Origin of the sequence: Roseateles albus (genome assembly GCF_028595345.1) — a bacterium.
Lineage (GTDB): Bacteria > Pseudomonadota > Gammaproteobacteria > Burkholderiales > Burkholderiaceae_C > Paucibacter_A > Paucibacter_A albus.
Genome location: NZ_JAQQXT010000003.1, coordinates 99,470 through 122,171 on the forward strand (window position 1 = coordinate 99,470; position 22,702 = coordinate 122,171).

Here is a 22,702-nt window from a genome sequence, read left to right on the forward strand (position 1 = left end):
CAGGGGCACACAGAAACGACAACGGGCGCCCGAAGGCGCCCGCGTGCAGCGAAATTTATCGCTCGGTGCTGCTTAGACCGGCACCTTGCGCAGCATCTCGATGCCAACTTCGCCGGCAGCAATTTCACGCAAGGCGGTCACGCCTGGCTTGTTCTTGCTCTCAATTTTTGGCGTGTGGCCTTGGCTCAACATGCGAGCGCGGTAGGTTGCAGCGAGCACCAACTGGAAGCGGTTAGGGATCTTGGTCAGGCAGTCTTCAACAGTGATGCGGGCCATTTTGGGTTCCAGTACAGGTGTTCGGTGAAAAACTAGGGCAGATCGAGCGCCAGGAAAACGGCGGACCGATTTCTGCGCTGAGCCGCGTATTTTAACCGCTGCGCGTGAACAATCGCCTTCAAATCAAAAACAGCGGTGTCAAAGACGGCATTTACCACCACAAAATCGAACTTTTGGGCCTGTGCTACCTCGATGCGGGCGTTGGCCATGCGTCTGGCGATCACCGCCGGGTCGGTGTCGCCGCGCCGGTTCAAGCGCTGCTCCAACTCTTCCCAGCTGGGCGGCAAGATGAAAACCAGGACCGCGTAGGGGAACAGCTGCTTGATCTGCAAAGCGCCCTGAAAGTCAATCTCCAGCACCACATCGTCGCCATGAGCCATGCGGGCTTCGATCGCGGTGCGCGAGGTGCCGTAGAGATTGCCGTGTACTTCGGCCCATTCAAAGAACTCGCCGCGCGCGGCCATCGCCTTGAATTCTTCGACCGTGGTGAACCAGTACTCGCGGCCATGTTGCTCTTGCCCGCGTGGCGCGCGCGAGGTGTGGGAGATCGAGACGTCCAGCTTGGCGTCAAGCTCCAACAAGGCTTTGACCAAGCTGGACTTGCCGGCCCCGCTGGGTGCTGCGACGACGAATAAATTGCCTGGGTATTCCATGCTCTATCGATTCTTTGGCTTATTCAATGTTCTGAACTTGCTCGCGCAGTTGTTCGACGGCGACCTTCATCTCGACCGAGATATTGGTCAGCTCAAGTGCGGCTGCCTTGGATCCCAAGGTGTTGGCCTCGCGGTGCAGCTCTTGGATCAGGAAGTCCAGCCGCTTGCCAATCTCTCCGCCTTTTTTCAGTAGGCGAGCAATTTCTTCCAGATGTGCGCGCAAACGAGCGAGTTCCTCGGCCACGTCGATCCGGATCGCATAAGCGGCCGCTTCATTCAGCGCGCGCTCTTTGAGATTCTCCTCGGGGATGGTCTGGGCCGCGCCGGTGCTGGCCAAGGCTTCTTGCCAGCGCTCCAGGAAGCGCTGCTGCTGACGCTGCACGATGGCGGGCAGCATGGGTTCGGCCGCGTCGGCCAATTCGCGCAGTTTGGAGACCCGCTCCATCAGGATGGCAACCAGTTTTTCGCCTTCGCGCTCGCGCGCTTCCAGCAGCCCCTCCACGCATTTGCGGGCGGCTTCCATTGCCGGCTCATCGAGCTTCTCGGTCGCCGCGCCACCGCCCTTGCACCACTGCAAGGCCTCATGGACCGACAGCGGCTGCGCCTTGGGTAGCCAGTTTTGCACCGTGCCTTCCAGGCGTGACAAACGGTTCAATTGATCGGACTGCGGCTGCGGCCATGAACCTTCGACATCGCGCTGGGTGTTGATGCGCAACTCGATCTTGCCGCGCTTGAGCTTGCCCGTCAGCAATTCCCGCAAGGCCGGCTCAAGCCCACGCAGGTCTTCCGGCATGCGGAATCCCAGGTCAAGAAAGCGGCCGTTGACGGAGCGCAATTCCACCGTCACGGCCGTATGGACGGCTGCGCTGGCGGGGCTTGCGACCCCGGAAGATTCGGTAGGGGCGGAGGGCTGCGAGCTGGCGCTGGCATATCCTGTCATGCTGTAGACTGGCATCTAGCGTCCGGTAAGTAGATAAAACTCGATTATGTCAAAGCCTAAACCGGCGCCCCTGCCTGCAGGCACCGTCGTTGGGGGCTACCAGATCATCAAACGACTGGCAGCAGGTGGATTCGGCGTGGTTTACCTCGCCGAAGACCCCGAACACCACCTCGTCGCCCTGAAAGAATACCTGCCTTCCAGCTTGGCCGAGCGTTCGCCGGGCGAGCTGACGCCGCGCGTGCGGCCCGAGAAGCAGCCGCTGTACCGGCTCGGCCTGAAGAGTTTCTTTGAAGAGGGGCGCTCGCTGGCGCAGATCTCGCACCCCAGCGTGGTCTCGGTCTTGAACTTCCTGCGCGAGAACGAAACCGTCTACATGGTGATGAATTACTTGCAGGGCGACACCTTGCAGGACTTCATCGTGACGGCGCGCGACATGAAGCGCGACAAGGTCTTCCGCGAGTCCACCATACGCAGCTTGTTTGACGAGATTCTGCGCGGCCTGCGCATCGTGCATCAGCACAAGATGCTGCATTTGGACATCAAGCCGGCCAATATCTTCATCACCAATGAAAACAAGGCGGTGCTCTTGGACTTTGGCGCCGCGCGCGAAGTACTGTCCAAGGAAGGTAACTTCATCCGGCCGATGTATACGCCGGGTTTTGCCGCACCCGAGATGTACCGTCGCGATGGCGCTTTAGGCCCCTGGACCGATATCTACGCGATCGGTGCGTGCATCTACGCCTGTATGCAGGGCTATCCGCCCAACGATGCACCTCAGCGCTTAGAAAAGGATAGGTTGGCGCTGAGCCTGTCTCGGCTGCGCAATGTCTACTCCGACAATATGATCGAAGTCGCCGAGTGGTGCATGTCGCTGGACCCTTTGGCGCGCCCGCAAAGCGTGTTTTCATTGCAAAAGGAACTGGCGCGCGAGACCGAGAGGCGCTACACCAAGCTGAGCTTCAGTGAGCGGCTGAAGCTGCAACTGGAAAATCTCAAGACCGGAGCAAAAGCTTGATGAGCCCCCTCGCTCACTTTCGTTCGCTGCCCCCCGAGGGGGCTGAATGGCGCGGCTCCGAGTCGACCTGCGTCGACTTGGACGCCATGAAGGCCGGCAGCGTCCCGCTGCCGGCGCAAAGCCCCCTCGGGGCGGCCCGTCGGAGGCTTTCGTGAGATTCACCACCTACCAGGTCAGCCGTCGCGGCGGGCGCGAGAAGAACGAAGACCGCATGGGTTATTGCTACACCCGTGAGGCCGGTCTGTTCGCGCTGGCCGACGGCATGGGCGGACACCCGGAGGGCGAGGTGGCCGCGCAGCTGGCCTTGCAGACCTTGGCGGCGATCTTTCAGCGCGAGGCCAAACCGGCGCTGGCCAATCCGGCGGCATTTTTGCAAGACGCGATTCTGATCGCGCAGCAGCAACTGCTGCGTTATGCGGCCGACAAAGGCATGTCGGACACGCCGCGCACCACGATCGTCGCCTGCGTGCTGCAAGGCCGCAAAGCCTATTGGGCGCATTGCGGTGATTCGCGTTTGTATCTCGTGCGCGCCTCCAAGCTGATTGCCCGTACGCGCGATCACTCCTATATCGAACTGCAAGCCGCCTTGGGGCGTTTGCCGCAAAGCGCCGAGGGCTTCAACCGTAACGTGCTGTTTACCTGTCTGGGCAGTCCGGGCAAGCCGATGATTGATATCCACGGGCCCATGTTGCTGGAAGCGGGCGACCGTTTGCTGCTGTGCTCGGACGGGCTATGGGGCACGGTCACCGACGACATCATCACGGAACAACTCGCTACTCGGCCGATCTCTGATGCGGTGCCCGAGTTGGTCGAGCAGGCGCTGCGCAATGGGGGCCCGCGTTGCGACAACGTGACCGTGCTGGCGCTGGAATGGGACGGCATTGGCGAGCCGGACGCCGGCGAAGATTCCGTCGCAGTGTCCACCCAAGCGCTCGAAGACCAAGGCTTTGCCTCGACGATCCAGGGTCGCGAAGTACCGGATAGCGCGGACCGCAGATTCGAGATGGACGAGGCTGAGATCGATCGCTCGGTGCGAGAGATCAAGGAAGCCATACGCCTCGGCAATGAACGAGCCCGCGCCAACGAGAGCACGGCCAAGAAGAAATCCTGAAAGAAAATCGATGACTGTTGAATTGAATGCTGCCCGCGCCGGCGGCCGTGCGCCCAATGCCTTGCGCGCTGTGACCATCACCCGCAACTACACCCGCCATGCCGAAGGCTCGGTGCTGATCGAATTTGGCGGCACCAAAGTTTTGTGCACCGCTTCGGTGGAAGAAAAAGTACCGCCGCACAAGCGCGGCTCTGGCCAGGGCTGGGTCACGGCTGAATACGGCATGTTGCCGCGCGCGACCCATACGCGCAGCGACCGTGAGGCTGCACGTGGCAAGCAAAGCGGCCGCACACAAGAAATTCAGCGCCTGATTGGCCGCTCGCTGCGCTGCGTGTTTGACCTGAGCTTGTTGGGCGAGCGCACGATCGCGCTTGACTGCGACGTGATTCAGGCCGACGGTGGTACCCGCACGGCCGCCATCACCGGCGCGTATGTGGCTGCCCATGACGCGGTGACTTGGCTGCTGGCGCAAGGCAAGATCACGCAGTCGCCGATCCGCGACGCGGTGGCGGCGATCTCGGTCGGCATCGTGGGCGGAGTGCCCTTGCTGGACCTCGAATACACCGAAGACTCGGCCTGCGATACCGATATGAATGTGGTGATGACCGCCGCCGGTGGCTTTGTCGAGCTGCAAGGCACGGCCGAGGGCGTCGCTTTCAGCCGCCAAGAAATGAATGCGCTGCTGGACTTGGCCGAGCAGGGCATCACTGATTTGTTGGCTGCGCAACGCCGCGCCTTAGGGATCTGATCGCCATGGATTTGGTACTGGCCTCCAACAACGCCAAAAAGCTTGCTGAGCTGCAGGCCTTGTTCGCGCCCCTGGGCGTCAACTTGCTAACGCAGGGCTCGCTCGGCATTCCTGAGGCGGAGGAGCCGTTTGAGACTTTCGTCGAAAACGCCCTCACCAAGGCGCGGCATGCGTCCCGGCTGAGCGGGTTGCCGGCCTTGGCCGATGACTCCGGCCTGGCGGTCGAGGCCTTGGCAGGAGCCCCCGGCGTGCTGTCGGCGCGCTATGCAACGCTGTTCGGCCAAGCAAAGTCGGATGCGGACAATAACCGCGTGCTGCTGGAGCAGATGGCCAGCTTTGCCGCACCCGACCAGCGTGGCGCGCGCTTTGTGTGTGCGCTGGTCGCGGTGCGCAATGCGGCCGACCCCGAACCCTTGATCGCCCTGGGCCGCTGGCAGGGTCAGATCTTGCCGGCCCTGGCGGGCGAAGCCGGTTTCGGCTATGACCCCTTGATGTGGATTCCCGCCTTGGGTCGCAGCGTCGCGCAACTCAGTGCGGCCGAGAAGAATGCCCAAAGTCACCGGGCCCTGGCGTCGGCAGACTTGGTGCGGCAAATGCGTGAGGCCTGGCATCTTGGCTGACATCAAGCCCCCACGCCCATTTCGTGGGCTGTCCCCTCAGGTGACGCAGCCGATGTTGGGGAAGGCCCTGCGCCATGGCTGATGTCCTGCATATGATGCGGCCCGGCACCTTGAGCTTGGCCGCTTTGCCGCCGCTGTCGCTGTATGTGCATCTGCCTTGGTGCCTGCGCAAATGCCCATATTGCGACTTCAATTCGCATGAATTGCCGGGGCCGAACGGCAAGGTCATCCCCTTGGCGTCCGCAGGCACTGCACCTGTCAGCACCCAGCTGTCGGTGGAGACGGCGCGCGCCTATCTGGCCGCCTTGCGCCTGGATCTGGAAGCGGCACTGCCCTTGATCTGGGGTCGGCCGGTGGTCAGCATCTTCATCGGCGGCGGCACGCCCAGCTTGTTTGCGCCCGAGCAGATTGCCGAGCTGATCTCCGATCTGCGCGCGCGCCTGCCCCTGGAGCCGGGCTGCGAGATCACGCTGGAGGCCAACCCCGGCACCTTCGAGCGCGACCGCTTCAAGGGCTTTCGTGCTGCCGGCGTGACGCGTTTGTCTATCGGGGTGCAGAGCTTTGATGATGCCAAGCTGAAGGCCTTGGGCCGCATCCACAGCGCCGAGCAAGCCAAAGCGGCGATAGCTGAAGCCGCGCAGGCGTTTGATACCTTCAATATTGACTTGATGTACGCCTTGCCCGGGCAGACCCTCGCGCAGCTTGACGCTGAGCTGAGCACCGCTCTGGCATTCAAGCCGCCGCATCTGTCGGTCTATCACCTGACGATCGAGCCCAATACCCGATTTGCGACGGCGCCGCCCGCACAGCTGCCCGATGCCGATCTGGCCAGCGAGATGCTGGACCTGATCACGGCGCGCACCGGCGCCATGGGGCTGGAGCGTTATGAAGTGTCGGCCTTTGGGCGTGCTGGACACCGCTGCGCGCACAATCTGAACTATTGGCAGTTCGGCGACTATCTTGGTATTGGTGCTGGCGCGCACAGCAAGCTGTCCTTCCCGCACCGGGTCTTGCGCCAAGTGCGTTGGCGCGAGCCGGCCGCTTATATGAGCAAGGCAGCTGAGGGTGTGGCTGTGTCGAACGAGAGCGAGGTCAGCCGTGCTGACTTGCCGTTTGAATTCATGCTCAATGCCCTGCGCCTGCGTGAGGGCGTGCCGCTGACGTCCTACCTGGAGCGCACCGGCCTGCCGCCGTCCAGCATCGCAAAGGCGCTTGATGCTGCGCGCGCCAAGGGTTTGCTGGAGCCGGACGCGGCCCGCTTGGCCGCCACACCGCGCGGTTTTGATTTCCTCAATGATTTGCAGGAGCTGTTTCTGGCACCCTGATCGAGTGCTTAAGCGGCCATCACATACACGCTGAGCTGCTCATGCTTGGCATGGCGCTTGGCAGTGGCGGCGGCACTGGCCACTTGCTCTGGCCGCTGCAAGGTGCCCGGTGCTATTTGCACCGCGCCAATGCTCAGCGTGGTGCAGGGGTGAAAGCGCATATCGCCGTGGCGGTCTTCGGCCATGATGCCACCGGCTTGCAGCGCGGCGGCGTCGAAGAGATTGCGCGCCAAGTCATTGAAGCGCGTGACGATTTGCTCGCAGCGCAGCTCCCAATCGTCGCTTTGAAACAGCATCACAAAGTCGTCGCCACCGACATGGCCGAGAAAGTCGCGCTGACTGTCGCAATGGCTGCTGGCCACGCGCGCGACCAGGCGGATCATCTCGTCGCCGCGCCAATAGCCATACTCGTCGTTGAAGGGCTTGAAATGGTTCAGGTCGGCATAGGCGGCCACAAAGCCGCGCCCGCTGGTCAACAGGCGGCCGATGTGCTGGCTGATCGGAATATTGCCGGGCAAAAAGGTCAGGGGGTTGGCGTGGCGCGCCGCTTCAATGCGCGCCTCGGTGACCGAACGCACCAGTTGTTCGCCCGTGCCCAGGCCCAGGTAGCGGCCCTCGCGCGTGATGATGAAACCTTCCCGTAGATAGCGCTGATCGGCCGAGGTCAGCACCGTGGTCAAGGCCTCGATGCCGGTGTCGGCGTCGACGATCAGGGGCGATGGGTTGGCGAACAGCGTGCAGGCGTGGCGACCATACAAATCGTTGAAGAAAGGCTTGGCCCAGCGGTTGATGAACTGGCTGCGGTCCACCAAGGCGACCGGCTCATCCTTTGCATTGAGCACGGCGATCGCGTGCAACTGCTCATGTTCGTTGAAAAGGCGGAACAGCTGCTCATGGCTGGCATCTTCGCGCACAGTCACGGCTTCCATCATCAAGCGCTCGGCCGTAACGCCATTGCTCGACGCGCGGCGCAGCTCGGGCAGCACGGCGATGTCGCTGCTGGCCAGCACTGTGCGAGCGCCCGGCAGGGCTTCAGTTGCACCTTCGCGGCTGGGACGGCCAATCAACCAACCTTGGCCGAAGGTCACGCCCAGATCACGCAGGACGCGCAGTTCCTCGGCGCTCTCGATGCCTTCGGCGATCAGCTGCGCGCCGAAGGTCTCGGCCAGTTGCAGCAGCGCGCGGAAGGTCTGCAGCTTCTCGGCGTGGGCCGGCAGGTCATGGCTAAAGTACTTGTCGATCTTGACGATGTCGGGCTGAATCTCGGACCACAAGCGCAGCGAGGAGCGCCCGTCGCCGAAGTCGTCCAGCGCGATGCCCACACCTTGGCGGCGCAAGGCGGTGATGGCGCGGCGCAGGCTCTCGATATCGGTGACGCGCTCATGTTCGGTCAGCTCGATCATGATGCTGCCCGGCGCCACGCCAAAAGCTTCATCGCTGAACAGGCCGCCACGCCCCTGTTCGTCATGCAGCGCGTGGGTCAGGGCAGCGGCACTCATATTGATCAGTAATCGGCCGCCGAGCTTGTGCCGACTCCAATCTTTCAAAGCTTGGGCCGCGCAGCGCACCTCTAGCTCTACCGTCAGGCCTTCGCGGCGACCGGCGGCGAAGAGGGCGTCGGGGTATTCCAAGGCGCTGCCAGCAGGTCCGCGCACTAGCGCTTCGTGACCGTAGATCAAGCCGCAGTCCAGCTGCACAATTGGCTGGAACAAGGTGGTCAACAGGTCTTCGGAGATCAGCGTCTGAACCCGCAGTGGGGCGGGGCGCTCAAGGCTGCGGCTGGGGGCAGGGTAGATCAAGGTCGTCATGCCGGCATCTTGTCTGCCGACTATGACAGCGCCACGAAACGGCGCACCGTTTGAAACACAAATGGCTGGCCCGTGACAAATTGCCCGCGGCCGGTTATGACCAGTCGTGCTAGGCAGGCGCTCCTAGACGCGATTCATCGACATGCCGGCCGTGCTGCGCAGGCGCTCGATCAAGCGCGTGGCAATTTGCGGCAGCGGCAACACTTCGTCCGCCGCTCCGGCGGCAATCGCTTCGCGCGGCATGCCGAAGACCACGCAAGTCGCCTCGTCCTGCACGAAGTTATAGGCCCCGGCATCTTTCATGACCTTCATCGCCTTGGCGCCATCCGCGCCCATGCCGGTCAGCATGATGCCCAGTGCGTTTTGCCCCACCACGCGCGCGGCGGAATTGAACAAGACTTCGACCGAGGGCTTGTGGCGATTCACCGGTTCGCCGTCTTGCACTCGCGCGATGTAGTTCGCGCCGGAGCGCTCCACGCTGAGGTGAAAGCCACCGGGGGCGATATAGCCGTGGCCCGGCAGAATCCGCTCGCCATCGGTCGCTTCCTTGACGCGAATCCGGCACAGGCTGTCGAGCCGCGCCGCATAGCTCTTGGTGAAGCCGGGCGGCATATGCTGGGTGATGACCACCGCAGGGCAATCGGCTGGCAGGTTGATCAAGACATCTTTGGTCGCTTCGGTGCCGCCGGTGGACGCGCCGATGAAGATGATTTTTTCGGTCGACAGTCTGCCCAAGCTGGCCATGGTCACCGGCTTGGCCGGTGCGCTAACGCCGGCGTGGGCGCCGCCGCCGGTGGCTGCAGCGGGCGCGATCGCCGCATGGCTGCGCCGGATATGGGCTTTTGAGGCGATGCGGATCTTGTCGGTGATGTCATCGGCCAGCAAGCGGATGCCATCGGCCACGCCGATCTTGGGCTTGGCGACAAAGTCCACCGCGCCCAGCTCCAAGGCCTTCATGGTCACCTCGGCACCGCGCTCGGTCAGCGTGGACACCATCACCACCGGCATCGGCCGCAGACGCATCAGGCGTGACAAAAAGTCCAGCCCGTCCATCTTGGGCATCTCAATGTCCAGGGTGATGACATCGGGGTTGAGCGAGCGGATCATTTCGCGCGCCAGCAGCGGGTCGGCCGCAGCGCCTATGCATTCCATATCGGGTTGGCGGTTGATGATTTCGGTCAGGATGCTGCGCACCAGCGCCGAGTCATCCACCACCACAACAGTGATTTTGGCCATCGAATACTTCTCCTAGCGAGTGGGGGCTCAGAACAAATCGACCGAGCCGCCCGTGGCGACAACCGGTTGAGCCTTCTGAGCGGCGGCGCGGTCTTGTTGCACCAAGGCGTCGGTGTTGGCCGGAGCCAAACGCTTGACCATGGCCTTGCCGCTGTGCGGCAGGAAGCAGACCTTGCGCGGGTAAATGTCCATCACGTCTTTGGAGACGATGGGAATCCGTTCGGTCTTCAGATAGTCGATCACGAAGTTGGTGTTGCGCTCGCCGACGTTGATGGTGTTCATGCCGGCAATCACGGCGCCGCCGCCAAAAATCTTGGCTTCCATGCGGCTTTTGGCAGCGCCGCGCTTCATCATTTCATTGATCAAGAGCTCCATCGCAAACGAGCCATAACGGCCAGAATCCCCGCTGCCCTCCGGCAGCATGAAATGATTCATACCGCCGATCTGCGCGTGCCGGTCCCATAGGCAGGCCGCAATGCATGAGCCCAGCGTGGTCATGACCAGAATGTCTTCGTTGTCGACGAAATACTCGCCCGGCAAGATCTTGACGGCCGCGTTCTTGAAATGTGCGTCGTAGAAAAAGAAGGAAGCCTCGCCGTTTTTGCGCGGCATGGACTTCAGCTGGTTGACCCTGGCGGCACCCGGGCTGCTGGATAACATCGAGCCGGAGCCGGCACCGGTGGAGGCGGGGGAGGTGCTCATTTGTTTTGGGCTTGCCGCGAGGCTGCTGACTGAGGGGTTTCGACAGCGCCTGACATCAGACGCGCTCGTAGATGGTCTTGCCACGCAGGCGGAACAAATCTTTGGACTCGGTGAAGTTCTCCGAATGCCCAACAAACAAAAGCCCGTTCGGTCGCATCACCTTGTGAATGCGTTCCAAGACCTTGCGCTGCGTTGGCGGATCAAAATAAATCATCACATTGCGGCAAAACACAATGTGAAAGGGCTCTCCCAACGACCACTGCGTATCCATCAGATTCAAGGAGCGGAAGTCGATCCAGCGCTGCAACTCCGGCTTGACGCGAATGCGCCCGGCGTTGTCGCCGGTGCCGCGCATGAAGAAATTGCGCAGCCGGGTCTGGTCCAGGCCGCGAGCGTCGGCGTTGTAGACGCCGCGTTTGGCGGTGTTGAGCACATTGGTGTCGATGTCGCTCGCGCTGATCTGCACCTGCGCATTGGCGCCAAGTGCCTCGCTGCAAGTCATGGCGATCGAATAGGGCTCCTCGCCGGTGGATGCTGCACAGCACCAAATCCTGACGGGCTTGCCGGTCAGCGGCTTGAGGTCGTCGATCAAGGCGTGGAAATGATGCTCCTCGCGGAAGAACGAGGTCAGATTGGTGGTCAGGCAGTTGACGAATTCCTGCCACTCCTGGGTGCTTTGGGCGCCGGTAGAGCTTTCCAGCCACTGCAAATAGGCGGAGAAAGACTTGTGACCGGTATCACGCAGGCGGCGCGACAGACGGCTGTAAACCATCGCATGCTTACCTTCATGCAAGCTGATGCCGGCATGCTTGTAAATCAGCTCACGCACACGGTCAAAGTCGGTCCGGCTAAAACCGAACTCGTGGTCAATCACTTCTGCGCCTGAGGCGCTTGGTGCAGTGGACATGTGTTGGGCTCGCTTGTTGTTCGGGTCAGCTCTGAATGAGCCGGGATCTGATTTTGCTCTGGCGGCAAGTTTGGCCCGAGAGCGCTTGTCAGCATAGAGCAAACAGGCCCATCAACACAGGCTTGTTTGCATGCTGGGGCGAGTTTTTGTGCTGCTAGACTGGCTTCGCACCAGGCTTGTACTGGCCTTCAAACACCTTGGCACACCTTGGAATACCTTGGATTCAAGCTCCCAATCCCCTCCATTCGATGCTCGCCTCTTGCAGCTCGACCTGGCCTTGCAGCTCTTGCAGCAGGCCGGAGCCTTGCTGCCCGAGGCCGAGCCCTATAGCGAGATCTGGGTTCAGGGCGTGATCGACGCTCTTTGCGATTTGTCCAGCAAGGACGCCCTGACGGGCCTGGTCAACCGGCGCAGTTTCGAGATGGCTTTGTCGCGTGAGGTGGACCGGGTGGCCCGCTCGGGCGAGTCGGCGCTGTTGCTGGCAGTGGACATCGATCATTTCAAGGCCGTCAACGACACCTACGGCCATGCGGCCGGTGACTTGGTCATCAAGGCCGTGGCCGGTGCCCTGAACCAAGTGGTGCGGCCGATGGACACGGTGGCCCGTGTCGGGGGCGAAGAATTTGGCATCGTGCTGCCCAAATGCGCCGCGAGTTTTGGCGCGATGGTGGCCGAGCGCTTGCGTGAGCGAGTCTCTGAATTGCGCGTCGAGGTGGCCTCGGGGCAGATTTTGGCGGTAACGATCAGCTTGGGCGGTGCTTTTGCGCCGCAGTGGGTGCGCTCGTCGTCGCTGTTGTGGATGGAGCGTGCCGATCGGCAGCTCTACCGCGCCAAGGCCGAGGGGCGTAACCGTGCCTGCCTTGAGACACAAATTGAGTCCTTGGTCAGTGCCGAGGAAAAGGGCATGTTGTTTGCAGTAACGCAACAGGACAGTGAATGAGTACGACAACAACAGATCCTGCTGTACCTGGCGCTGGCGCTTTCTCGCCGGGCTCATCCCGCCCCGTGACGGGTAAAGGTGGCGCTCGCACGCTGGCCGTCACCAGTGGCAAGGGCGGCGTGGGCAAGACTTTCGTCACCGCCAATCTGGCCGCTGCATTGGCCATGCGTGGGCAAAAAGTGCTGGTCTTGGACGCCGATCTGGGCCTGGCCAACTTGGACGTGGTGCTGAACCTGCACCCCAAACTGACGCTGCACGATGTGTTCACCGAAAAGGCGACGCTGGAGCAGGCGATTTTGCCGGCCCCTTGTGGTTTCTCGGTGCTGTTGGCGGGCTCCGGCATGGTCGAGTATTCGCGTCTGACCCCGGATGTGCGCGACAAATTGCTGCACATTCTGGAGCTGGTCAAGCCGCGTTTTGACTGGGTGTTGCTCGATACCGGCGCCGGCATCTCGGATGTCGTGCTGTTCTCGATTTCGATGGCCGCCGATGTCTTGGTGGTCGCCACGCCAGAGCCGACCTCCCTGACCGACGCCTATGCCACCATCAAGGTGCTGGCTACGCAGCAAGGCCGCCGCGAAGTGGGCTTGCTGGTCAATCAGGCCAATCGGGTCGGCGAAGGCAAGCTGATCTGCGGTCAGCTGCAACAGGTCTTGCAACGCTTTGTCGGCTCGCAGCCGGGTCACCCCTTCAAGCTGGAATTGATGGGCGAGGTCAAGAATGACCAGACCGTGCGCCAAGCGGTGCTCAAGCGCCAACTGGTGCTCGAGCATTACCCAGGCAGCGACGCCGCACAGGCCATCAAGGCCCTGGCCAACAAGCTGCTGGCCTGAGAGCTCAGCCGGCGGCCGAGCACCGCGCAAGAGGCACGTTCAAGCGCCCCGGTTGCGCATCCAGTCAGCGGTGGCATGGAAGGACTCCGCCAGCCGCTGCTGCAGCCCGGCTTCGATGCCGCTGTCTTGCATCGCCAGGCTCATGCAGATTAGCCATTGGTCACGCTCGGCAATGCCGATCGAGTAGGGCAGGTGGCGCGCCCGCAAGCGCGGGTGCCCGAAGCGCTCGATGTAGAGATCCGGCCCGCCCGACCAACCGCACAAAAACCAATGCAGTTTGTCGCGCGAGCCGCCCAGATCGGCCGGGTGCAGCGCTCGGATCAAGGTGAATTGCTCGTCCAGATCCATATGGTCATAAAAAGCATCGACCAGGCGGCGGATGCCGGCCTCGTTGCCGAGCAGATCAAACAGGCTGAGAGTGGGGGAGTTGTCTTGCATGGGCCTATTGTCGGCGGGGCTCGCCGTCGTGCTAATCCACCTGTTGAAGCAAGACCATCAGCGCGCCGCTGCCGCCGTCGCTGGCACGCGCCTGCACAAAGCCCAGCACCTGCTGCTTTTGCACCAGCCAGCGCCGCACACGGGCCTTCAAGACCGGCTCGCGGCCGGGTGAGCCGTGACCCTTGCCGTGCACGACGCGCACGCAGCGCAGGCCGCGTCGGGCGCAGTCCTGTACAAAGCTCCCCAGCGCCTCGCGTGCTTGGTCGGTGCGCAGTCCGTGCAAATCAAGCTGGGCCTGCAAGCTCCAATGACCCCGGCGCAGCTTGCGCAGCACTTCTTGGCTGATTTCGGGCCGCCGAAAGGACAGGCTGTCGTCGGTTTCCAGCAGGGATTCGACGTCGAAATCATCCGACAAGGCCTGCTGCATCACCAAGCGCTCATCGGCCTCGCGCTGCAGCGGCTCGGGCCGAGGCAGGACCCTGTGCTGCGGGGCTTGCGCTTGCACGGTCAGCGGCGTGATGGCGCCCACGCTGAGCTCGAACAGGCGCCGTTCCTGGTCCGCGGCCCGCGCCGCTGCGGCCAGGCGCGCGGCTTGTTCTTCTGCGGCTTGGCGGCGCTGGGCCAGTTCGCGCTGAAAAACTTTGAGTTCTTGCAGACTGTGCAGCGTTGGGGTTGGGGCCGGCTTCACATCAGCCCTCGTTCGGCCATTGAAATCACTTCGCCCGAGCCGACCACCAGATGGTCGAGCACGCGCATATCGACCAGGGCCAGGGCTGCTTTCAGGGCCTGGGTCAACAGTTCGTCCGAGCGCGAGGGCTCGGCCACACCGGACGGGTGGTTGTGCGCCAAGATCACGGCGGCAGCGCCCAGGTCCAGCCCGCGTTTGACCACTTCTCTGGGGTAGACCGAAGTCTGGGTGAGGCTGCCGCGAAACATTTCCTCCATCGCAATCAGCCGGTGCTGCGCGTCCAGAAACAGCACGGCGAAGATTTCGTGCGTCAGGCCGGCCAGTTTGAGGCGGATGAATTGCTTGACGGCGTCGGGTGCGTCGAATACCGGGCGCTGCGCCAGTTCTTGCAACAAGGAGCGGCGCGCGATCTCCAGCACGGCGGCGATTTCGGCCCGTTTGGCCGGCCCCAAGCCTCTGACTTTGGCCAAGTCACTCACGCCAGCGTGCAGCAAACCATGCCAGCCGCCAAATTGGTCGAGCAGGTTTTGCGCCAGTTGCAGCACCGGCGTGCCGGCAATGCCGGTTCGCAGCAGCAGCGCCAGCAGCTCGGCGTCAGCCAGCGCTTGCGGGCCGCGCGCGAGCAGCTTTTCGCGCGGTCTGGCGTCGGGGGGCAGGTGGGTCAGGGGCATGAGAAAACGGCAGTTCGGTGGGCTTGTTCCGTGAAGGGGGCGCGGGTCGCGCCTGCAGTGGCCCTAAAATCCGCTCAGTCTAGCCACCATTGTCCCCATGAATCTCATCCAAGCCGGATCCTTTTTGACCTTGCACTACCGTTTGGCCGGTCCCGACGGCAGCGATGTGATCAATACTTTTGCCGATAAACCCGCAACTTTGTCGCTGGGCAGTGGGCAGTTGTCGCCCGCTATCGAGGCCAGGCTGATGGGCATGGCCGAGGGCGTGCGCACGCAGATCGAGCTGGCCCCGGGCGAAGCTTTTGGTGATCACAACCCGCAGCTGCTGCAGCGCGTCAAGCTGAGCCTGCTGCATGAGCTGGGTGACCCGGACGAGCAATACAGCGTCGGCGACGTGATCCAGTTCCCAACGCCGGACGGGCAGAGCAGCTATGCCGGCAGCGTGCGCGAAGTCGGCTCCGATTGGTTGCTGTTCGACTTCAACCACCCGCTTGCCGGCCAGCCGGTCAGCTTTGAAGTCCATGTGATCGGGGTGCTGTGAGATGAGCGACGCCCTGTTGTCAAACCCGCAAGAGGTCTTGCTGGCCGAGCCGCGAGGCTTTTGCGCCGGCGTGGACCGCGCGATTGAGATCGTCGAACGTGCGCTGGTGAAGTTCGGCTCGCCGATCTATGTGCGCCACGAGATCGTGCACAACACCTATGTCGTCAACGATCTGAAGTCGCGCGGCGCCATCTTCATTGAAGACCTGGCCGAGGTGCCGCCTGGCGCCACGCTGGTGTTCAGCGCGCATGGCGTCAGTCAAGCTGTGCGTGCCGAGGCCGCAGAGCGCGGTTTTCAGGTCTTCGATGCGACCTGCCCCTTGGTCACCAAGGTGCATGTGGAAGTGGCCAAGCTGCACCGCGAGGGTTACGAGTTCATCATGATTGGCCACAAGGGCCACCCCGAGGTCGAGGGCACCATGGGCCAGCTCAGCGAAGGCATCTATTTGGTGGAAGAAGTGGGCGATGTGGCCCATGTGCGTGTCAAGGATCCGGCCAAACTGGCCGTGGTCACGCAAACCACGCTCAGCGTGGACGATGCGGCCGAGATATTGCTGGCGGTGAAAAAGCATTTCCCGCAAGTGCGCGAGCCCAAGAAGCAAGACATCTGCTACGCCACGCAAAACCGCCAAGACGCGGTCAAGGTCTTGGCGCCGCAGGTGGATGTGGTGATCGTGGTTGGCAGTCCGACCAGCTCCAACAGCAATCGCCTGGCCGAACTGGCTCAGCGCCTGGGCACACCCGGTCACATGGTGGATGCGGCCGATGACCTCAAGCCTGAATGGCTGGAAGGTCGCGCCCGCGTCGGCCTAACGGCCGGCGCCTCGGCGCCCGATGTGCTGGTGCAGGCGGTGATCCAACGCCTGCGCGAGCTGGGCGCCACCACGGTGCGCAGCCTGCCCGGTGTGGAGGAACATGTGCGCTTCCCGCTGCCCAAGGGCCTGGGTGACAAGTCCATGGCCGAGCTCGGCAGCGCTTCTCGATCCTGATCCCAGAGCCAAGAATGCTGCCACGGCGCCAGCGACAGGCGCCGCTCTGCCTTTTTACCGAATCCTGCAAGTACAAGGAAGCACCATGTTAGACATTACCCTGCTGCGCAAGGACCTCGACGCCGTCGTCGCGCGTCTGAGCACCCGCAAGACCCCACAAACATTCCTGGACATTGAGCGTTATGTGGCTCTGGAAAACGAGCGCAAGGGTGTGCAGATGCGCACCGAAGAGCTGCAGAGCCGGCGCAACACCTTGTCCAAGCAAATCGGCACGCTCAAGGGTAAGGGCGAAGATGCCTCGGCCGTGATGGCCGAAGTGGGCGGTATCGGCGATGACTTGAAGGCCGCGGCCGACCGACTCGACGTCATCCAGCAAGAGCTGGGCAGCATGCTGATGAGCGTGCCCAATCTGCCGCACGAGAGCGTGCCGGTGGGCTCCGACGAGAGCGGTAATGTGGAAGTTAGGCGTTGGGGCACTGCTCGGACCTTCGACTTCGAAGTGCGTGATCATGTTGATCTTGGCGCCGCGCTGGGCCTCGACTTCGACACCGGCGCCAAGCTCAGCGGCTCGCGCTTCAGCTTCATGCGCGGCAAAATAGCCCGCCTGCACCGCGCGCTGGCCCAGTTCATGCTGGACACCCAGACCGAAGAACATGGCTACACCGAGTGCTACACGCCCTATATCGTCAACCGCGAGGTGCTCGAAGGCACGGGCCAGCTGCCCAAGTTCAAGGAAGACATGTTCTGGGTTTTGCGCGGCGGCGACGACGAGGCCGCAGAGCAATACCTGATCTCCACCGCCGAGATTTCTCTGACCAATTCGGTACGCGAGCAAATCCTTGACGTGGCTAACTTGCCGATCAAGCTGACCGCGCACAGCCCCTGCTTCCGTTCCGAAGCGGGTAGTGCGGGGCGTGACACACGTGGCCTGATTCGCCAGCACCAATTCGACAAGGTCGAGATGGTGCAGATCGTGCACCCGGATAAGAGCTATGAAGCGCTGGAAGAAATGGTCGGCCATGCCGAGGCCATCCTGCAGAAGTTGGAGCTGCCGTACCGCGTGCTGACGCTGTGTACCGGCGACATGGGCTTTGGTTCTACCAAGACCTATGACCTGGAAGTCTGGGTGCCGGCGCAGGGCGTTTTCCGCGAAATCAGCTCATGCTCCAACTGCGAAGCCTTCCAGTCGCGCCGCATGCAAACTCGCTTCAAAAATGCGCAGGGCAAGAACGAGTTGGTGCACACCTTGAATGGCTCCGGCTTGGCGGTGGGTCGTACCTTGGTGGCTGTGCTGGAGAACTACCAAAACGCCGATGGCAGCATCACCGTACCGACGGCTTTGCGCCCCTATATGGGTGGCCTGGAAATCTTGCGTGCCTGATAAAAAAGCCGACAAGTATTGTGTGAGCTAAAAATTCAGCTATACTAGTCGGCTTACTCGCAAACTAACCACTGCGAGCACCAGAATACCGGAGAGGTGGCAGAGTGGTTGAATGTACCTGACTCGAAATCAGGCGGGCGGTCAAACGCCTCGGGGGTTCGAATCCCCCCCTCTCCTCCAAGTAGTACGTAAAAACGGGCCCTAGCGGCCCGTTTTGCGTTTCTACTCATCATCCCGCCCATCATCAGGAAAGGCGGTTGAGATCTCTGTCGTTAGCGGCGATTTCTTGGGGTCGAGGTATCACACCCCAGTTGCTTCAAGCTTTTGATTGTTTGACATCTAAACTATTAACACCTAAAGTTGCTCGCATTCCAGCAGATCTTCGAGGTCAGAGCAATGCGCATCAGCTGTATCGGTGGGGGCCCAGCCGGCCTGTATTTCGCGCTGCTGATGAAGCAGCAGAACCCGGCGCATGAGATTACGGTGTTCGAGCGCAACAAGCCCGGCGATACCTTTGGCTGGGGCGTGGTGTTCTCGGACCAGACGCTGACTGCGATGCGCGAGGCCGACGCCAAGACCGCCGGGCAGATCCTCGATGCTTTCAACCATTGGGACGATATCGAGGTCCATATCAATGGCCGCACCATGCGCTCGGGGGGGCACGGCTTTTGCGGCATTGGCCGCATGAAGCTCTTGAATATCTTGCAGGCCCGCTGCGTTGAGCTGGGTGTGGACCTGCGCTATGAGAGCGATGTGCAGGACGATGAGGGCTTGGACGCCGACCTGATCATCGCCGCCGATGGACTCAACAGCCGTGTGCGCCAGAAGTACGCGGCCACCTATCAACCCGATATCGATCTGCGCCAATGTCGCTTTGTCTGGCTTGGTACGGCCAAGCTGTTCGAGGCCTTTACCTTCGACTTTCAGCAGACCGAGTGGGGCTGGTTCCAGGCCCATGCCTATCGCTTCGATGACACGACCTCGACCTTTATCGTCGAGGCGCCGCAGGCGGTCTGGGAAGCGGCCGGCATCGAGGCCATGAGCAAGGAAGAGGGCATCGCTTTTTGTGAGCGCCTGTTCGCCAAGGTGCTGGAGGGTCACAAGCTGATCTCCAACGCCTCGCACTTGCGCGGCTCGGCGCAATGGATTCGTTTCCCCCGCGTGGTTTGCAAAAACTGGGTGCATCACAATGGACGAGCGCCAGTGGTTTTGATGGGCGACGCCGCCCACACCGCGCATTTCTCGATCGGCTCCGGCACCAAGCTCGCACTTGAGGATGCGATTGCGCTGGCCCGGGATATCGGCGACGCCCAGGATGATTTGGACGTCGCTTTGCCGCGTTATGTGGCCAGCCGCTCCATCGAGGTATTGCGGATCCAGAACGCGGCGCGCAACTCAACCGAATGGTTCGAGAACGTTGCCCGCCACGCCCAGCTCGCGCCCGAGCAGTTTGCCTACTCCTTGCTCACCCGTTCGCAGCGCATCTCGCATGAGAATCTGCGCCTGCGAGATGCCGCTTATGTGGCGCGCTTCGAGGCTTGGCTGGCGGGTGGCCAGGCTGTTCCGCCTATGTTCACACCCTTCAGCTTGCGCGGCCTGACCCTGAAAAACCGCGTGGTGGTGTCGCCGATGGCGCAGTATTCCTGTGTGGACGGCCTGCCCGGCGACTATCACCTGATGCATCTGGGCGCGCGCGCAGCCGGCGGCGCGGGCCTGGTGTTTGCCGAGATGACCTGTCCCTCGGCCGACGCTCGCATCACACCCGGCTGCCCGGGCCTGTACAGCGACGAGCAGGGCGCCGCCTGGACCCGCATCGTTGACTTTGTGCATAAAAACAGCAGCGCCAAGATTGCCATTCAGCTCGGCCATGCCGGCGCCAAGGGCTCGACGCGACGCGGCTGGGAGGGCATCGATCAGCCTTTGGGCGCGGGGCTGGATTGGCCCCTGATCTCCGCCTCGCCGCAGCAGTATCTGGCCGGCGTCAGCCAGACCTCGCGCGCCATGACGCGCGCCGATATGGACCGCGTGCGGGCCGACTTCTGCGCCGCTACTGAGCGCGCAGCGCAGGCCGGCTTTGACTGGCTGGAGTTGCATTGCGCGCATGGCTATTTGCTGTCCAGCTTTGTCTCGCCGCTGACGAATCAGCGCAGCGATGAATACGGCGGCACGCTTGAGAACCGCCTGCGCTATCCACTCGAGGTGTTCAAGGCGATGAGGGCGCTGTGGCCGGCCGACAAGCCCATGTCGGTGCGTATTTCTGCCCATGACTGGGTGATTGGCGGCACCACGCCTGAGGATGCGGTGCTGATCGCGGCCGCCTTCAAGGCCGCCGGTGCGGACTTGATCGATGTGTCTTCGGGTCAGGTCAGCAAGCTGGAGAAGCCGACCTACGGGCGCATGTGGCAGACCCCGTTTTCCGAAAATATTCGCAACCGGGTCGGTATTGCGACGATCGCGGTCGGCGCCATTTCCGAGGCCGATCATGTCAACAGCATCATCGCCGCCGGCCGCGCCGATCTTTGCGCCGTGGCCCGCCCGCATCTGGCCAACCCCGCCTGGACGCTGAGCGAGGCCGCACGTATTGGCTACCAAGGCCCGGCGGGCCTGGACTGGCCGCTGCAATACCTGTCAGCCAAGCCGCAGCTGGAAAAGGAGTTCGAGCGCCAGCGAGCGCTGGCCCAGCCGGCAAAAAAAGAGGAGGGGGTCGTATGAGCGCAGTTACGTCGGCACTGGCTTTGAGTGGCTTGCATGCGGCCATAACCGGCGGCGGCAGCGGCATAGGCGCTGCGGTTGCGCAGCGCCTCGTGGCGGCGGGGGCCAGGGTCAGCTTGTTGGGGCGCAGTCTCGACAAGCTGCAGGGCCAAGCTGCGGCGCTTGCCCCATTTGGCCAAGTCGATGTGTGCGTGCTGGATGTGGCGGACGAGGCCAGCGTCAAGGTGGCTTTCGAGCAAATCGGCGCCGTCGACATCTTGGTCAACAACGCAGGGCAGGTCGAAACCGCGCCCCTGGCCAAAACCTCGCTGGCGCTGTGGCAGGCGATGCTCAATGTCAACCTTACCGGCACTTTTTTGTGTTCGCGCGAGGTGGTGGCCGGCATGAGCGATCGCGGTTTCGGCCGCATCATCAATGTGGCCAGCACCGCGGCACTAACCGGTTACGCCTATGTGGCCGCCTATTGCGCGGCCAAACATGGCGTGCTGGGCCTGACCCGGACGATGGCCCTGGAGTTCGCCAAAAAAGGGGTGACCGTCAATGCGGTCTGCCCGGGCTATACCGAGACGGACATCGTTGCTCGCGCGCTGGACAATATCGCGAGTAAGACCGGTCGCAGCACAGATGAGGCACGCGCCGAACTGGTGGCCGCCAACCCGCAGGGCCGGCTGGTGCAGCCGCAAGAAGTGGCCGACACGGTCTTGTGGCTGGCGCAGCGCGGCAGCGGCGCGGTGACGGGCCAGGCCATTGCCGTTTGCGGCGGCGAGTTGATGTTGTGATGGAAGAACTCGATTTGGAGTCGCGTGCCAGCGCGGATGACCACCAGGCTCTGCGCCTGTGGCTGCGTCTGTTGACTTGCACCAACCGCATCGAGGGGGTGATCCGCAACCGCTTGCGCCAAGAATTTGCCACCACCTTGCCGCGCTTTGATTTGCTGGCGCAGTTGGAGCGCAACCCGGACGGCCTCGCCATGCGCGAGCTGTCCAAGCGCTTGATGGTGACCGGCGGCAATATCACCGGCATCACCGATCAGCTGGAGCTTGAGGGCCTGGTCGTGCGCGAGGCGCGCCCCAGCGACCGGCGCTCCTTCACGGTCAAGTTGACGCTCGCCGGCAAGCAGCAATTCAAGCGCATGGCCAGCACTCACGAGCAATGGGTGATTGAGCTGCTGGCCGGCTGGTCAGCAGAAGAAAAGAGTCAGGTCCATGGCCTGCTGGCGGGCTTGAAGTCTCATTTGACAAATTTGGCTGCGGTGGATGCGGCCGCGCCCAAGGAGAAATCGCAATGAATCAACGCAAGATGGACGGCCATTTGCTGGCCGGCAACCGGCAAAGCCTGGCGGACTTCGCACCCGAGCATTTCAGCTGGGCCCAGCATGGCGCGGTCGGCGTGATCACGCTGAACCGCCCCGAGCGCAAGAATCCCTTGACCTTTGACTCCTACGCCGAGCTTCGCGATCTGTTCCGCCGGCTTGTGCTTGTGGACGAGGTGCGTGCCATCGTCGTGCAAGGCGCGGGCGGCAACTTTTGCTCGGGCGGCGATGTGCATGAAATCATTGGGCCTCTGACGCAGATGAGCATGCCTGACTTGCTGACCTTCACGCGCATGACGGGGGACTTGGTCAAGGCGATGCGGGCCTGCCCGCAGCCGGTGCTGTCGGCCATCGACGGGGTCTGCGCGGGTGCTGGGGCGATCGTGGCCATGGCCTCGGATTTGCGCGTCGGCACGGCCCGCTCCAAGACCGCGTTCTTGTTCAGCCGGGTCGGCTTGGCCGGCTGTGATATGGGCGCTTGCGCGATTTTGCCGCGCATTATTGGCCAGGGCCGAGCCTCGGACCTGCTCTACAGCGGGCGCAGCCTGGGCGGCGAAGAGGGCCTCAATTGGGGTTTTCTGAACCGACTGGTGGAACCGGAGGCTTTGTTACAAGAGACCCTTGATTGGGCGCAGCAAATCGCCAGCGGCCCCAGCTTTGGCCATGCAATGACCAAGAAAATGTTGCATCAGGAATGGGCCATGGGCGTGGACGAGGCGATCGAATCCGAGGCGCAGGCGCAGGCGATTTGCATGATGACCCAGGACTTTCACCGCGCCTATGAGGCTTTTGTGGCCAAAGAGCGGCCCGAGTTCAAGGGGGACTGAGATGTTGACCCCCACGTTCACTTTCGTTCA

24 protein-coding genes and 1 tRNA gene are annotated in these 22,702 nt (G+C 62.4%); 15 read left to right on the top strand and 10 right to left on the bottom strand.

The genetic code is table 11. The features are described from left to right. Positions 1–72: 72 nt before the first annotated feature. Genes rpoZ through PRZ03_RS05750 form a run of 3 tightly spaced genes read right to left on the bottom strand, consistent with a single transcriptional unit; the run spans position 73 to position 1,869 of the window. Positions 73–276, bottom strand: a complete 204-nt coding sequence (gene rpoZ, locus PRZ03_RS05740; RefSeq protein WP_124452325.1) for a DNA-directed RNA polymerase subunit omega — start codon at positions 274–276, stop codon at positions 73–75. A 32-nt stretch (positions 277–308) separates the two neighbouring features. Next, positions 309–929, bottom strand: a complete 621-nt coding sequence (gene gmk / locus PRZ03_RS05745; RefSeq protein ID WP_273599421.1) for a guanylate kinase — start codon at positions 927–929, stop codon at positions 309–311. Positions 930–948: 19 nt separating this feature from the next. Then, on the bottom strand, positions 949–1,869 hold the full coding sequence (locus tag PRZ03_RS05750) for a YicC/YloC family endoribonuclease (RefSeq protein ID WP_409993928.1): 921 nt from the start codon (positions 1,867–1,869) through the stop codon (positions 949–951). Between the two features lie 46 nt (positions 1,870–1,915). On the opposite strand from PRZ03_RS05750, the gene PRZ03_RS05755 reads away from it, so the two are divergent. From PRZ03_RS05755 to hemW, 5 genes are all read left to right on the top strand, one after another. After that, positions 1,916–2,884: a serine/threonine protein kinase gene (locus PRZ03_RS05755; RefSeq protein ID WP_263533307.1), complete on the top strand. Its 969-nt coding sequence runs from the start codon at positions 1,916–1,918 to the stop codon at positions 2,882–2,884. 151 nt (positions 2,885–3,035) lie between these two features. Further along, the gene (locus PRZ03_RS05760; protein ID WP_273599423.1) at positions 3,036–3,995 is read left to right on the top strand and encodes a PP2C family protein-serine/threonine phosphatase; all 960 of its coding nucleotides are present in this window, start codon (positions 3,036–3,038) and stop codon (positions 3,993–3,995) included. Between the two features lie 10 nt (positions 3,996–4,005). Next, positions 4,006–4,743, top strand: coding sequence for a ribonuclease PH (gene rph, locus PRZ03_RS05765; RefSeq protein ID WP_273599424.1), 738 nt, complete (start codon positions 4,006–4,008; stop codon positions 4,741–4,743). A 5-nt stretch (positions 4,744–4,748) separates the two neighbouring features. Beyond that, positions 4,749–5,363, top strand: coding sequence for an RdgB/HAM1 family non-canonical purine NTP pyrophosphatase (gene rdgB / locus PRZ03_RS05770; protein WP_273599425.1), 615 nt, complete (start codon positions 4,749–4,751; stop codon positions 5,361–5,363). 74 nt (positions 5,364–5,437) lie between these two features. Beyond that, positions 5,438–6,688, top strand: a complete 1,251-nt coding sequence (hemW, locus tag PRZ03_RS05775) for a radical SAM family heme chaperone HemW (RefSeq protein ID WP_273599426.1) — start codon at positions 5,438–5,440, stop codon at positions 6,686–6,688. Positions 6,689–6,696: 8 nt separating this feature from the next. Here hemW and PRZ03_RS05780 read toward each other — a convergent pair whose 3' ends face one another. The 4 genes from PRZ03_RS05780 to PRZ03_RS05795 form a co-directional block, all read right to left on the bottom strand. Further along, a complete protein-coding gene (locus tag PRZ03_RS05780; RefSeq protein WP_273599427.1) occupies positions 6,697–8,496 on the bottom strand; it encodes a GGDEF domain-containing protein in 1,800 nt (599 codons plus the stop codon). 123 nt (positions 8,497–8,619) lie between these two features. Then, positions 8,620–9,732 (bottom strand): protein-glutamate methylesterase/protein-glutamine glutaminase, encoded by a 1,113-nt coding sequence (locus PRZ03_RS05785; protein ID WP_263533301.1) that lies wholly within the window; start codon positions 9,730–9,732, stop codon positions 8,620–8,622. A 27-nt stretch (positions 9,733–9,759) separates the two neighbouring features. After that, positions 9,760–10,434, bottom strand: a complete 675-nt coding sequence (gene cheD, locus PRZ03_RS05790) for a chemoreceptor glutamine deamidase CheD (protein WP_409993929.1) — start codon at positions 10,432–10,434, stop codon at positions 9,760–9,762. Positions 10,435–10,489: 55 nt separating this feature from the next. Next, positions 10,490–11,341, bottom strand: a complete 852-nt coding sequence (locus tag PRZ03_RS05795; protein WP_273599428.1) for a CheR family methyltransferase — start codon at positions 11,339–11,341, stop codon at positions 10,490–10,492. Positions 11,342–11,600: 259 nt separating this feature from the next. On the opposite strand from PRZ03_RS05795, the gene PRZ03_RS05800 reads away from it, so the two are divergent. After that, a complete protein-coding gene (locus PRZ03_RS05800; protein WP_273599429.1) occupies positions 11,601–12,281 on the top strand; it encodes a GGDEF domain-containing protein in 681 nt (226 codons plus the stop codon). Further along, entirely contained in the window at positions 12,278–13,114 is an 837-nt protein-coding gene (locus PRZ03_RS05805; RefSeq protein ID WP_263533298.1) for a MinD/ParA family protein, read from the top strand. The genes PRZ03_RS05800 and PRZ03_RS05805 overlap by 4 nt, the downstream gene beginning before the upstream one ends. A gap of 39 nt (positions 13,115–13,153) precedes the next feature. Here PRZ03_RS05805 and PRZ03_RS05810 read toward each other — a convergent pair whose 3' ends face one another. The 3 genes from PRZ03_RS05810 to radC are packed head-to-tail and all read right to left on the bottom strand — an operon-like array spanning position 13,154 to position 14,911. Beyond that, positions 13,154–13,552: a group II truncated hemoglobin gene (locus PRZ03_RS05810; protein WP_273599430.1), complete on the bottom strand. Its 399-nt coding sequence runs from the start codon at positions 13,550–13,552 to the stop codon at positions 13,154–13,156. 31 nt (positions 13,553–13,583) lie between these two features. Beyond that, positions 13,584–14,240, bottom strand: coding sequence for a Smr/MutS family protein (locus PRZ03_RS05815; RefSeq protein WP_409993930.1), 657 nt, complete (start codon positions 14,238–14,240; stop codon positions 13,584–13,586). Beyond that, positions 14,237–14,911 (bottom strand): RadC family protein, encoded by a 675-nt coding sequence (gene radC, locus PRZ03_RS05820; RefSeq protein WP_273599431.1) that lies wholly within the window; start codon positions 14,909–14,911, stop codon positions 14,237–14,239. The genes PRZ03_RS05815 and radC overlap by 4 nt, the downstream gene beginning before the upstream one ends. A gap of 97 nt (positions 14,912–15,008) precedes the next feature. On the opposite strand from radC, the gene PRZ03_RS05825 reads away from it, so the two are divergent. The 8 genes from PRZ03_RS05825 to PRZ03_RS05860 all read left to right on the top strand — a co-directional run bounded on the left by PRZ03_RS05825 (position 15,009) and on the right by PRZ03_RS05860 (position 22,672). Further along, positions 15,009–15,452, top strand: coding sequence for an FKBP-type peptidyl-prolyl cis-trans isomerase (locus PRZ03_RS05825; RefSeq protein ID WP_263533294.1), 444 nt, complete (start codon positions 15,009–15,011; stop codon positions 15,450–15,452). A 1-nt stretch (position 15,453) separates the two neighbouring features. Next, positions 15,454–16,440, top strand: coding sequence for a 4-hydroxy-3-methylbut-2-enyl diphosphate reductase (gene ispH / locus PRZ03_RS05830; protein ID WP_273599432.1), 987 nt, complete (start codon positions 15,454–15,456; stop codon positions 16,438–16,440). Between the two features lie 85 nt (positions 16,441–16,525). Continuing rightward, entirely contained in the window at positions 16,526–17,821 is a 1,296-nt protein-coding gene (gene serS / locus PRZ03_RS05835) for a serine--tRNA ligase (RefSeq protein ID WP_273599433.1), read from the top strand. Between the two features lie 90 nt (positions 17,822–17,911). Further along, positions 17,912–18,001 (top strand) — tRNA-Ser (locus PRZ03_RS05840). 216 nt (positions 18,002–18,217) lie between these two features. Next, positions 18,218–20,533, top strand: a complete 2,316-nt coding sequence (locus tag PRZ03_RS05845) for a bifunctional salicylyl-CoA 5-hydroxylase/oxidoreductase (RefSeq protein WP_273599434.1) — start codon at positions 18,218–18,220, stop codon at positions 20,531–20,533. After that, complete coding sequence (locus PRZ03_RS05850; protein ID WP_273599435.1) at positions 20,530–21,312, top strand: SDR family NAD(P)-dependent oxidoreductase; 783 nt, start codon at positions 20,530–20,532, stop codon at positions 21,310–21,312. The genes PRZ03_RS05845 and PRZ03_RS05850 overlap by 4 nt, the downstream gene beginning before the upstream one ends. Next, positions 21,312–21,821 carry a MarR family winged helix-turn-helix transcriptional regulator gene (locus tag PRZ03_RS05855; RefSeq protein ID WP_273599436.1) on the top strand — a complete coding sequence of 170 codons (510 nt, stop codon included), beginning with the start codon at positions 21,312–21,314 and terminating at the stop codon, positions 21,819–21,821. Before PRZ03_RS05850 ends, PRZ03_RS05855 begins: the two co-directional genes overlap by 1 nt. Continuing rightward, positions 21,818–22,672 carry an enoyl-CoA hydratase family protein gene (locus tag PRZ03_RS05860; RefSeq protein ID WP_273599437.1) on the top strand — a complete coding sequence of 285 codons (855 nt, stop codon included), beginning with the start codon at positions 21,818–21,820 and terminating at the stop codon, positions 22,670–22,672. The genes PRZ03_RS05855 and PRZ03_RS05860 overlap by 4 nt, the downstream gene beginning before the upstream one ends. The last annotated feature ends 30 nt before the right edge of the window (positions 22,673–22,702 follow it).